Here is a 12,068-nt window from a genome sequence, read left to right on the forward strand (position 1 = left end):
GGCGGTGCTGGATCCGCCCCGGCGTTCACGCTTCCCCGAAGGACCCGTGCCGCCCCTCACCGGCGGTGAACCGTGCGGCGCCGTCGAGGCTTTCCGGCAGCACGCCCAGGCCGTGGCGGAGCTCGTTCCGCATTGCCGTCGGCTCGTCCAGGCCCTCCTGGTCCAGGGCGGAGGCCCGGTCGCTGCGCAGACAGGACTGCGGGAAGCGGGCGATCGTGGCGGCCAGTTCCTCGGCCGCGGTGCGGGCGGTACCCGTGGGGACGACCCGGTTGGCGAGGCCCATCTCCAGCGCCTCCCGGGCCGGCACCGGCCGTCCCGTCAGGATCAGGTCCATCGCACGGCTCGCGCCGATCAGCCGGGGCAGCCGTACCGTACCGCCGTCGATGAGCGGGACGCCCCAGCGGCGGCAGAACACCCCGAAGACGGCGTCCTCCTGGGCGACGCGCAGGTCGCACCACAGAGCCAGCTCCAGGCCGCCCGCCACCGCGTGCCCCGCGACCGCGGCGATCACCGGCTTGGACAGACGCAGCCGGGTCGGGCCCATCGGGCCGTCGCCGTCCTCCTCGACCCGGTTGCCGCGCTCGGTGCCGATCGCCTTGAGGTCCGCGCCCGCGCAGAATGTGCCGCCCTCACCCCACAGCACCGCCACCCGGGCCTCCTCGTCGGCCTCGAACTCGCGGAAGGCGGCGGCCAGCTCGGCGGCCGTCGGCCCGTCCACCGCGTTGCGGGCGGCGGGCCGGGAGAGGACGACGGTGGTGACGTATCCCTGACGCTCGATCCGGACCGGCACGATGAAGAACCTCCTCGACTCGACCGGTCGGCACGCTACCGCGTCGTCAGATGACCTTCAGCCGGACCAGGGCGCCGAGCGTCAACGCCCCTGGCAGCAGCGGCAGCCAGACCGTGATGATCCGATAGGCGAGAACCACCGCCGTGGCGAGGGCGGCCGGACCGCCCGCCGCCACCAGCGCTACGATCAGCGCAGCCTCGACCGAGCCGAGACCGCCCGGCGTGGGCACGAGAGCGACGGCGACGGTCGCCGCCAGATACGCGAGCGCCATGTGCGCGGGCGGAATCGGCAGGCTCAGTGCGAGCCCCACCAGGACCAGTCCGGCGGCCTGCAGCGCGGGGAACGCCAGCGAACCGCCCCACAGGGCGAGCGCCCGCGCCGGACGCGTGTGCACCGAGCGTGCCTCGCAGAGCGCGGTGCGCAGGAACGAGAACACGGCCGTGCGCAGCCGCCGTACGAGCAGGAGCGCGCCCGCCGCCACCACCGCGACCCCGCCGATGACCAGCAGCAGCGGACCGAGTGCTCCTTCGGGCAGGAGGGTCCCGATGCGCAGGGCATGGGGGAAGGCGATGAGCAGCACCGCCAGCAGGCCGAGCCGGGCCACACTCTCCGCGAGCAGATACAGCGCGAGCGCGGCGGAGGAACGGGCGAGCGGCACTCCGCACACCGCCATGAACCGAAGATTGACCGCGCTCGCGCCCAGCCCGGTCGGCAGCAGATGGTTGGCCGAGCCCGCCGCGAACTGCGTGGCCAGCAGCCGCCGCAGGGGCAGCCGGTCCACGACGGCACCCTGCCGGGTGACCGCCGCCGCGACCCAGGTCAGACAGGTCGCGCCGGCCGCGGCCAGCAGCCATGGCCACTCGGCCGACCGCAGGTGGCCGAAGCCTTCGGCGAGCACCGACCGGTGCTGCACCGCGACGACGGCGACGAGCAGGAGCGGGAGCAGGCACAGGATGTGGCGGACGGGGACTTTCCGTCGGCGGGGAGGGTGTACCGCTGTCACATCCGGAGAGGTTCTCCGCACTGCGCCAACGGCGGGTTGCTGAAGCGGGGACGGGGGATTACGGACGCTCATCGGGTCCTTCGCGCGAGAGGAGACGGACACGGGGGAGGAGACGGACACGGGGGAGGGGGACGTAGGGCGGGAGCCGGTTTCCATCATGCTGTTGACCTCAACGAGGCTTGAGGTTCTACGTTCTCTCCCATGAGCATGGAGACCACGGCCTGGACCCAGTTGCACAGCGTCATGAACGCGGAGCAGGAACGCCGCCCCTTTGCCCGCGCGACGCTGCGCCGCATCGCGGCGTTCGCCCGCCCGCATCGCACCCGTATCGCACAGTTCGTCCTGCTCGGGGTGGTGACCGCACTGCTCGCCGTCGCCACCCCGGTACTGGCCGGCCGTGTCGTGGACGCGATCGTGTCGGGCGGCGACGAAGGCACGGTCGTGCGTCTCGCCCTGCTCATCGCGCTCATCGCGGTCGCGGAGGCGGCTCTCGGCATCCTCGCCAGGCGGCTGTCGGCGACGCTCGGGGAGGGTCTCATCCTGGATCTGCGGACGGCTGTGTTCGATCATGTGCAGCGCATGCCGGTCGCGTTCTTCACACGCACTCGTACGGGAGCGCTCGTCTCCCGTCTCAACAACGACGTCATCGGCGCCCAGCGCGCGTTCAGCAACACCCTGTCCGGAGTGGTCAGCAACCTGGTCACCCTGGTCCTCACCCTTGCCGTGATGATCACCCTGTCGTGGCAGATCACCCTGCTGGCGCTGGTGCTGCTCCCGGTGTTCGTGGTGCCGGCCCGGCGCATGGGCAGCCGGATGGCCGGGATGCAGCGGGAGGCGGCGGCGCTGAACGCGGCGATGGGCACCCGCATGACCGAGCGCTTCTCCGCACCCGGCGCCACCCTGGTCAAGCTTTTCGGCCGGCCCGAGCAGGAGTCCGAGGAGTTCGCGGCGCGCGCCCGCCGCGTCCGGGACATCGGCATCCGCACCGCGACGGCCCAGTCGGCGTTCATCACCTCCCTGACCCTCGTCTCCGCGCTCGCTCTCGCGCTCGTCTACGGCCTCGGCGGCTGGTTCGCCCTGCGCGGCACCCTGGAGCCGGGCGCCGTGGTCGCGCTGGCGCTGCTCCTGACCCGTATGTACGCGCCGCTCACCGCGCTGGCCGGCGCGCGCGTCGAGGTGATGAGCGCGCTCGTCAGCTTCGAGCGGGTCTTCGAGGTGCTCGACCTCCGGCCGCTCATCGAGGAGCGGCCGGACGCGAGGACGGTTCCAGGCGGCCCGGTCGCCGTCGAGTTCGAGAACGTCCGCTTCGCCTACCCGTCCGCCGACAAGGTCTCCCTGGCCTCCCTGGAGGAGGTCGCCTCCCTCGACACCCGGGGCGGCTCCGAGGTCCTGCACGGGGTGTCCTTCCGCGCCGAACCCGGGCAGACGGTCGCGCTCGTCGGCTCCTCCGGCGCGGGCAAGTCGACCATCGCCCAGCTCCTGCCGCGGCTGTACGACGTCGACGGGGGCGCGGTCCGCGTGGGCGGCGTCGACGTCCGCGACCTGACCGCCGACTCGCTGCGCGGCACCCTCGGCATGGTCACCCAGGACGGCCACCTCTTCCACGACTCGGTGCGCGCCAATCTCCTCCTGGCGAGCCCCACCGCCACCGAGGACGAGCTGTGGGACGCCCTGCGACGCTCCCGCCTCGACGATCTCGTACGGTCCCTGCCCGACGGCCTGGACACGGTGGTCGGCGAGCGCGGCTACCGGCTCTCCGGAGGCGAGCGCCAGCGGATGACCATCGCCCGGCTGCTGCTGGCCCGTCAGCGTGTCGTCATCCTCGACGAGGCCACCGCCCACCTGGACAACACCTCGGAGGCGGCGGTCCAGGAGGCACTCACCGAAGCCCTGGATGGCAGGACCGCGGTCGTCATCGCCCATCGGCTGTCCACGGTGCGGACGGCCGACCAGATCCTGGTCGTGGAGGCCGGCCGCATCGCGGAACGCGGCACCCACGAACAACTGCTCGCCGCGGACGGCCGCTACGCGGAGCTGTACCGCACACAGTTCGAGCAACGGGACGGGGAGGAGGGCGAAGTGACGGAGATCGAGGCGGTGGCGTAGCCGGCAGAGGTGACCCCGGCCCGTCAAGGGGCCGGGCAACGCTCCCGAACCGGCACTCACGGATGGTCCGGGTCCCAAGGGTTCGAGGTGGCGGAGGGGGTGGTCGTGGCGTTGCCCCCGGCCACCGTGTCCGTGTCGCACCGCTCCGGGTCCGAGGGCGGAATCAGCCGGTACGCGGCGATGCGGTCGGTCCGGAACTTCACCTTCGGCGTTGCGATGCCGTCCACGTGGCCGGTGCCGCCGTCCGGCAGTTCGCCGCCGGTGAGGGGCGGGCCGGTGTACACCGCCATGAGGACGCCGGTGCAGGCGCCGCGTTCCTTGGCGGAAAGACCGGGTGGGAGCCCCACGGTCCGCCCTTCGCCTCCCTCGCTGCCCAGCCGTACGCGCAGGGCGGAATTCAGTTCGGTGCCCGACGGCGTGGCGGTCAGCCGCCAGAACTGGACCTGCACGGCGACCGGATCGCACTGCGGCCCGCCGTCGCCCGTGCCCCGCGGGCCGATCTCGACGGCGGCCTCCTCACCGGACGCGGCCTCGTCGAACGACACGGCGGGGCGCAGCCACTGCGCCCGCTCCCGCGCCGACCGGCCGCCGTCGTCCCGGCAGCCGCCGGCCTCCGCACCGTCTGCCGTTCCCGCACAGCCGGCCGCCAGCAGCGCGACCGCCGCCACCAGCGACGTGAAAGAGGCCTGTGCGATGAGCGTCCTGGACATGATCTCCCTCGATCAAGGCGGGCGAGGCGGGGTGCCTCGCCTCGGCGATGGGCCGAAAAGCAGTCTTCGTGCAGTGGCCGGGAATCCCGGGATAGGGAAATGGGATGTGGCCGTTTTGTGATCATCGGACGTGAGGGATGTCTGTCGGCCGTTGCGCAGTCCGTCTCGCGGAAGGGGTGCGGACTCGCCAGTAGGGAGACGATCTGCCGCCGACCGTGCCGCATCTCGACGATCCGTCGCCGAATTCTCCGAACGGTTGAGCGTTTGTCGTCCGCTCTTCACGATTTCCCTGTCAAGTGCCCGGAGGCACGTCCCCGGGCTCCGCCGCCGCGGAAGCGAGTCGAGCATGGTGCGTGTCCGTTCGTCCCTGGAGGAGCTGCCCGCCTACGTCCCGGGCCGCAAGCTGCCCGGTGCGGCCGCCCTGGCCAGCAATGAGTCCCCGTACGGGCTGCTCCCGGGCGTCGCCGGACGGCTCGCGGAGCTGGCCGGCGGGGTGTCGCGGTACCCCGACATGGGCGCCGGCTCGCTGGTGCGGGCCATCGCGGGCCACCACGGGGTCGATCCGGAGCGGATCGCGGTGGGCGCCGGGTCCTCCGAGGTCTGCGGCCAGCTGCTGCACGCCGTCGTCGGCCCCGGCGACGAGGCCGTCTTCGGGTGGCGGTCCTTCGAGGCGTACCCGATCCTCACGGCGGTCGCGGGCGGTACGGCGGTCAAGGTCCCCCTGCGCGACCATGGGCTGGACCTCGACGCCATGGCGGCGGCGATCACCGACCGGACCCGGCTGGTCTTCGTCTGCAACCCCAACAACCCCACCTCCACCGTGGTCGGCGAGCGGGCGCTGCTCGACTTCGCCGACCGCGTGCCGGAGAACGTGCTGCTCGTCGTGGACGAGGCCTACCGGGAGTACGCCGACCCGGCACTGGTCCCCGACGCCCTCGGCCTGCTCGGCGACCGGCCGAACGTCGTGGTGCTGCGGACCTTCTCCAAGGCGTACGGCCTGGCGGGACTGCGCGTCGGCTACTGCGTGGCGCAGGCGGAGATCGCCGCCGCTGTGCGCAAGACCCAGGTGCCGTTCAGCGTCAGCGCCCTCGCCCAGGAGGCCGCCGTCGTCGCCCTCGGCGAGCAGGCGGAGGTGGCCCGACGGGCAGCGCTCACGGTGGCCGAACGGGAACGGGTGACCGCGACACTGCGCGAGCTGGGCTTCGAAGTCCCGGGATCGCAGGCCAACTTCGTGTGGCTGCCGCTCGGGGACGACAGCGCGCGCTTCGCCCGGCACTGTCTCGACGGGAAGGTCGTGGTCCGCCCGTTCCCCGGCGAGGGGGTCCGGGTGACGATCGGCCTGCCCGAGGAGAACGACGCGTTCCTCGCGCTCGCCGCGGCGTGGAGCGGCTGACGGCCGTGCGCCCCCAGCCCCTGTGAGCGGCTCCTCGGCCGGCGCGGACCTCCCGGCCGCGGGCGCCTCCTTCGTCGCCGGGCGGTTCCGGGCGGTACGGTCCCGGCGGCTTCGCTCAGGCGGTCCAGGCGGCGCCACGCCCGCGCACCTCGTCGAAGACCAGCCAGGTACGGGTGGAACGCACTCCCTCGATAGCCTGGACGCTCTCCAGCACGACCTGGCGCAGCAGCTGGTTGTCGGGCGTCCTGACCAGCGCCAGGACGTCGAAGTCGCCCGTGACGAGGGCGACATGCTCGACGTAGGGGATCTCGCGCAGCTCGCGTGAGATGTCCCGCCATGCGTTCTGGTCGATCGACAGGGTCACGTACGCGCTGGTGCCGAAGCCGGCCCGCTGCGGGTTCAGCTGAGCCGTGAAACCGGTGATCACCTCCTCGGCCACCAGCCGTCCGATGCGCGTGTACGCGTTGGCGCGCGAGATGTGCACCTGCTCGGCGAGCGCCCGGACCGAGATCCGTCCGTCCTTCAGGAGCCGGGCCAGGATCTGCCGGTCGATGTCGTCCAGCGCGGCGGCGGCAGTTCGACCGGCTGCCGCGACCGGCGAGGGGAATTCCTCGGACACTTTTGCACTCCCAGAACCCTGGATCCGGCAGTTCATCGCCGGTTCGGCCGAAGTACGGAACACATATTCCGCAGTGGTGACCATTCTCCTGTCAAGTGTCCAGAGACACCGAGCGCTCTCCCTGTCCGTGAAGACTTGCTCACGCGGTGGCCTCCCGGTACTCGCCGAGACAGTGGAAGCGCCCGCCGGACGCCCGGAACAAGTACATCGCGTCCGCGTAGACGTAGCTCGAGGTGTTGTAGCGCAGCCGCTTGGTGATCCCCTGGTAGTCGGTCTCCCGCAACCGGCCCACGATCGCGCCCCGTTCGGCACGGGACGCGCCCAGCGCCGTCATGGCACGGGCGACGAAGAGCGTCGCGTCGTAGGCCTCGGCGGAGTACCAGGGAGGGGAGGCGTCGAAGCGTTGCCGGTAGGCGGTGACGAAGGACTTCGCGGCCGTCACCCCGGTCGGATCCAGAAAGGTGGCCGCGAACACCCAGCCTTCGGCGGCCTCGCCCGCCGAGCCGAGGAAACGGGGGTCGAGGGCGCGCTGGGTGGCCAGCCGCGCACCGGAGTAACCGGCGGAGCGCAGCGCGCGGGCCAGCTGCGCCGCGCGCGCGTACCCTCCGGCGAACACCACCGCGTCCGCGTCCCAGCCGGTCACCGACTCGGCGAGGGCGCGGAATACGTCGGCCGAGTCGTCCTCGGCGGCGAGCCTGCGCCGGACAGTGGTGCGCTGCGGCGAGCGCACGGCCTCGTCGACGCCCGCGCAGAACGTCCAGCTGAAGTCGCCCTCGGCCGCGTCGTCGATCAGCACCGTCCTGCGCGCCCTTGCGGTGCGGACGAGGTGGGCGACGACCGGCGCCGCCAGGCCGGTGTCGGACGGACGGGTGGCCGCGTACACCCGGTGCTGGTGCGGGGACACGTCGTCGAGTCCGACGGACACGGACACCATCGGGAGCAGCGCCCGCTGGTACGCGGCGCGGACGGCCCGCGCACAGGCGTCGGTGGTCGGCCCGATCACCGCGCGGACCCGGTCGTCGGCGTCGAGCTTCCGCGCGATCCGCACCGCCCGGGCCGGGCTGCCCGCGTCGTCGTGCACCTGGAGCGCCAGCTCGAAGCCGCGCCCCGTGCGGGAGTTGACGTGCTCGACGGCGAGCCGGACGCCGTTCTCCTGGGCACGGCCCGCCGTCTTCCGGTCTCCCGTCAGATCGGCGTGCACGGCGACGACCAGCCGCGGCAGCCGCGTTCCGCCTCCCTGCGCGGGGGTACGGCCGGGGCGTTGCGACGTCCACCAGGCGGCCGATCCGCCCGCCGCCAGGACCCCGGCGGCCGAGCCCAGCACCAGGAAGCGGCGCCGAGTGGAGTCCTGCGGCGGTTCCTCCGCGCTGTGCACCGTGTCCGCCTCGGCCGGAGCACCGGACACCTCGGTCGCCTCGACGTCCGGCAGGGCGAGGACGGCGGTCGAGCGGCGCGCGATCAGGCCGGTCAGCGTCTCCGGCAGCCGCCCCCCGCCCTCGCCGTCGCCGTCGCCTTGCAGGGACTCCCGCACCTCGGTCACCGTGGGACGGGAGCCGGGATCCTTCGCCAGGCAGGCCCGCAGCAGCGGCAGCAGTGTCTCCGGTACGCCGTCCAGGTCCGGCTCGTCGTGGACCGTACGCACCAGCGCGTCCGCCGCGGAGCCCCGGCCGAAGGGGCGTTCGCCCGTCACTGCGTAGGCCAGCAGACATCCGAGCGAGAAGACGTCGCTGGCCGGCCCGATCTCCCTGCCCCGCCCCTGGGCCTGCTCGGGGGAGAGGAAGCCGGGGGAGCCGACCACCATCCCGCTGGCGGTGAGCGCGGTGTCCTCCGGCATCCGGGCGATACCGAAGTCGATCATCCGGGGTCCGTCGACCGCGAGCAGCACATTGCCGGGCTTGACGTCCCGGTGCACCAGACCCGCCCCGTGCACCGCGGCCAGCGCCTCGGCGAGCCGGCCGCCCAGGAACCGTACCGAGTCCTGCGGCAGCGGCCCGCACTCCTCCACCGCCTCCGCCAGCGAGGGTCCCGGCACGAACGCCGTGGCGAGCCACGGCGACTCCGCGTCCGGGTCCGCGTCGAGCAGCGGCACCACCCACGGGCTGACGACCCGGCCCGCGGTCTCCACCTCACGGCGGAAGCGGGCCCGGAAGCCCGCGTCGTGCGCGTACGCGCCGCGGATGACCTTCACCGCGGCGAGCGAACCCCCGCCGGAGCGCGCCAGGTACACCACACCCATACCGCCCGCGCCCAGCCGGCGCAGCAGCCGGTAGCCCGCGATCCTCGCCGGGTCGGCGCCGCGCAACGGCTCCATCAGCGCCCCATCAGGTGGACACCTGGTACGGCGCGGCGCCCTGGTACCGGAACCGCCCGCCGTCGACCTTCCACAGATAGACCCCGCCGCCGTCGGCGACGAGGGCCCCGGTCCTCTTGTCGAACGCGAAGTTCTTCGTGATCCCCTTGTACGTCGCCGAACGCAGCGCCGACGTCAGGTTCGCGCGGGTGGCCTTCCCGGCGGTGAGAGTGCCCAGGCTCTGTGCGGCCATGCGGGCCACGTCGTACGCCTCGACGGCGTACCGCTCCGGCTCTGCACCGAAACGCTTGCGGTACGCGGCGGCGAACGCCCTCGCCTCGGGGGCCACGGAGGCGTCCATGACCGGGGCGACGATCACCCAGCCCTCGGCCGCGTCGCCGGCGGCGGACAGGAAACGGGCGTCGAGCACGCCCTGGGCCGCGGTCCGGGCACCCGGGAAGTCACAGTTTCTCAGCTCACGGGCCAGCAGCGCGGCCCGGTCGTGGTAACCGGCGAAGACCACGGAGTCCGCGCCGCCGTCGAGCAGCGCTTCGAGGGTCGGACCGAAGTCGGTCCGCAGGGCGCTGACCACCTTCGGCACGGCCGGCTGTCGGGCGTCCCGCAGGACTCCGGCGAGCGTGCTGCTGATCTCCCAGGCGTACGCGTCCGCCGCCCGGTCGTCGACGATCCCGATCGTGCGTGACTTCGCGGCGCCCCGCAGAAACGCGTCCAGGTAGATCGGCAGGACCGTGTCCGTCACACGGGCGTGCAGGAAGGACCGGCTGCCCATCACCAGCAGTGCGGTGGCGCCGGGCGACACCGCGATGAGGGGCAGCGACGCGGCGTCGTACGTCGCCAATGAGGCCAGGGCGGTCGCATCCGTGGTGGGACCGACCACGGCCAGGACGGAACGGTCGGCGACCAGTTGCTTGGCCACGACGGGCGCTTTGGCCGGATCGCCACCGTCGTCCACGGTCTTCACGGCGAGCGTGAACGGCTTGCCCGCCCGGGAGTTGAACTCGTCGACGGCCAGCCGCAGGCCCCGCTCCTGAGCCCGGCCGATCGACTTCTGATCCCCGCTGAGGTCGGCATGCAGCCCGATGGTGTGCACGGGACCGGAGGCCGTCGCGGCCGCACCGGAGGCACTGCTCTTGTCGTCACCGTCACCGGAGAGGGCCGCCCAGGCGGCAGCGCCACCCCCCGCCGCGACGGCCGCGGCGCCACCGGCGAGCAGGAGGAAGCGGCGTCGGCCGACGGTGCGGTCCTGCGACGATGCGACGGTGGTCCCCGCCGCCGGGGCGCCGTCGGCCGACGCGTCGACCTCGGTGTCGTCGATGCCGGGCAGCGCGAGCCCGGCGGCCGACCTCTCGGCGATCAGCCGGATCAACGGCTCCGGCAACCAGGCTTCGTCGCCCGGGACTTGCTCCTCGGGCCCGGCTGATTCGGCAGGAGACGCACCGGGCCGCGCCGGGGGACGCTCCGCGCGCAGGGCCTCCCGCGGGTCGGCGGGCGATCCGTCCGGGGCGGAGGCGGTGCCGGGCCCGGGCGCGGCGGCCGCGAGGGCCTCCGACAGCGCCTGTGCGGTCGGCCGCAGCCGCGGGTCCTTCTCCAGGCAGCCGCCCACCACTTCGGCGAGCTCCTCCGCAAGGCCCTCCAGATCCGGCGCGTCGTGCACCGTGCGGTACAGCAGAGCATCCAGCGTGCCCGTACCGAACGGCGGGCGGCCGGTGGCCGCGTACGCCAGCACACAGCCGAGCGAGAAGATGTCGCAGGCGGGCCCCAACTCGCCCCCGCCCCCGGCCTGTTCCGGTGAGAGGAAGCCGGGGGTGCCGACCACGACGCCCGTCGACGTGAGGGCGGTGTCCTCCTGGTCGCGGGCCACACCGAAGTCGATCAGCCGTGGTCCGTCGAGCGCGAGCAGCACATTGCCGGGCTTGACGTCCCGGTGCACGAGACCCACCGCGTGAAGGTCCCCGAGGGCCTGCCCCAGCCGCGCCCCCAGCAGCCGGAGGCTGCGCACGGGCAGCGGTCCGTGCGCGGCGACGGCCTCACCGAGCGAGGGTCCCGGTACGAAGGCGGTGGCCAGCCAGGGTTCGGCCGCCTCGGGGTCCGCGTCCACGAGCGATGCCACCCAGGGGCTGGTCATCCGGCGGGCCGTGTCCGCCTCGCGCCGGAACCGCTCCCGGAAGTCGGCGTCCTCGGCGTACTCGGCCTGGATCACCTTCAGTGCGACGAGCGATCCGCCGGCCGAGCGGGCCAGGAAGACCACCCCCATGCCGCCGGCGCCGAGCCGCCCGAGGAGCCGATAGCCCGCCAGCTTGGCCGGGTCGGAGGTACGGAGCGGCTCCATCACTTCCCCTCCAACCGCTGCTCGACGCGCGTCAGCATCTTCGCCAGGGCGCTGCCGCCCAGTTGTTCCAGGTCCTGCCGGGTGTGTCCCTTGCCGCCGGTCACGGAGACGGCCACGACGACCGTGCCGAGCCGGGCGACCATCCACCGGTACAGCTGGGCGTCCCCGCCCTGCTCGACGTACTGCCCGGCTTCGAGGACGGAGTCGTCGGCGTACTCCTGCTCTCGGGCGCCGAAGGGGGTGCCGAGCGACATCAGGCCCGTGATCCGCGCATCGGCCCGGGGCTGCTGTTCCGGGCAGCGCAGCACTTCCTCGAGGGTGGTACTCAGCTGTTCGTCGGCGCTGAGGGCGGAGCCGTGCACCGTGGCCGCGGCCGTCACCGTGACGGCACCCTTGCCTCCGCCGGCTGGCAGGCGGCTGTACCGGGACACGCCGGCCAGCACCCCGCGGGGGAGCTTCTCGCGCTGCCAGCGACAGCCGTCGTCCAGCACCGCCCAGGTGCCCGGGGTGCTCTCGGCCGGGCTCTGGGCGACGAAGTCCCGGCCCCAGTCACCCGGGGCGAGCACCACGGAGTCGGCCAAGACGCGCCCGTCCTTCGAGGTCTTGGGGACGAGTGAGGCGTCGGGTGTCAGGACGGACGCGGCGGTCGACCCGGCCGAGGGCGTCGCCCTCTCTCCCGGCGAGGCACTGGACGAGGGCGACGTGGTCCGCCGGGCAGCCCCGTCGTCCCCCTGCGCCGAACACCCGGCCAGCAGACTCCCCGCCACCAGGAGGGTCACCCAACTCCCCCGCATTCCTTGGGTGTTG

General features: G+C 73.3%; 9 protein-coding genes. 2 read left to right on the plus strand and 7 right to left on the minus strand.

What is annotated here, in order from left to right; translation table 11 throughout:
- Positions 1 to 25: 25 nt before the first annotated feature.
- Positions 26 to 790, minus strand: coding sequence for a crotonase/enoyl-CoA hydratase family protein (locus F7R91_RS13925; RefSeq protein WP_150948177.1), 765 nt, complete (start codon positions 788 to 790; stop codon positions 26 to 28).
- 46 nt (positions 791 to 836) lie between these two features.
- The gene (locus F7R91_RS13930) at positions 837 to 1,793 is read right to left on the minus strand and encodes a lysylphosphatidylglycerol synthase transmembrane domain-containing protein (RefSeq protein ID WP_225320642.1); all 957 of its coding nucleotides are present in this window, start codon (positions 1,791 to 1,793) and stop codon (positions 837 to 839) included.
- A gap of 207 nt (positions 1,794 to 2,000) precedes the next feature.
- On the opposite strand from F7R91_RS13930, the gene F7R91_RS13935 reads away from it, so the two are divergent.
- Complete coding sequence (locus F7R91_RS13935; RefSeq protein WP_150948803.1) at positions 2,001 to 3,899, plus strand: ABC transporter ATP-binding protein; 1,899 nt, start codon at positions 2,001 to 2,003, stop codon at positions 3,897 to 3,899.
- Positions 3,900 to 3,955: 56 nt separating this feature from the next.
- Here the strand turns inward: F7R91_RS13935 and F7R91_RS13940 are convergent, their stop codons facing one another.
- Positions 3,956 to 4,609, minus strand: a complete 654-nt coding sequence (locus F7R91_RS13940) for a hypothetical protein (protein ID WP_150948183.1) — start codon at positions 4,607 to 4,609, stop codon at positions 3,956 to 3,958.
- Between the two features lie 346 nt (positions 4,610 to 4,955).
- On the opposite strand from F7R91_RS13940, the gene hisC reads away from it, so the two are divergent.
- Positions 4,956 to 6,002: a histidinol-phosphate transaminase gene (gene hisC / locus F7R91_RS13945; protein ID WP_150948186.1), complete on the plus strand. Its 1,047-nt coding sequence runs from the start codon at positions 4,956 to 4,958 to the stop codon at positions 6,000 to 6,002.
- Positions 6,003 to 6,117: 115 nt separating this feature from the next.
- On the opposite strand, the gene F7R91_RS13950 is transcribed toward hisC, so the two are convergent.
- From F7R91_RS13950 to F7R91_RS13965, 4 genes are all read right to left on the minus strand, one after another.
- A complete protein-coding gene (locus tag F7R91_RS13950; RefSeq protein ID WP_150948189.1) occupies positions 6,118 to 6,621 on the minus strand; it encodes an Lrp/AsnC family transcriptional regulator in 504 nt (167 codons plus the stop codon).
- A 139-nt stretch (positions 6,622 to 6,760) separates the two neighbouring features.
- Entirely contained in the window at positions 6,761 to 8,932 is a 2,172-nt protein-coding gene (locus tag F7R91_RS13955) for a bifunctional serine/threonine-protein kinase/ABC transporter substrate-binding protein (protein ID WP_150948193.1), read from the minus strand.
- Between the two features lie 10 nt (positions 8,933 to 8,942).
- The gene (locus F7R91_RS13960) at positions 8,943 to 11,261 is read right to left on the minus strand and encodes a bifunctional serine/threonine-protein kinase/ABC transporter substrate-binding protein (RefSeq protein ID WP_150948196.1); all 2,319 of its coding nucleotides are present in this window, start codon (positions 11,259 to 11,261) and stop codon (positions 8,943 to 8,945) included.
- The gene (locus F7R91_RS13965; protein WP_150948199.1) at positions 11,261 to 12,040 is read right to left on the minus strand and encodes a hypothetical protein; all 780 of its coding nucleotides are present in this window, start codon (positions 12,038 to 12,040) and stop codon (positions 11,261 to 11,263) included. The genes F7R91_RS13960 and F7R91_RS13965 overlap by 1 nt, the downstream gene beginning before the upstream one ends.
- Between the last annotated feature and the right edge of the window lie 28 nt (positions 12,041 to 12,068).

Origin of the sequence: Streptomyces luteolifulvus, assembly GCF_008806595.1 — a bacterium.
Lineage (GTDB): Bacteria > Actinomycetota > Actinomycetes > Streptomycetales > Streptomycetaceae > Streptomyces > Streptomyces luteolifulvus.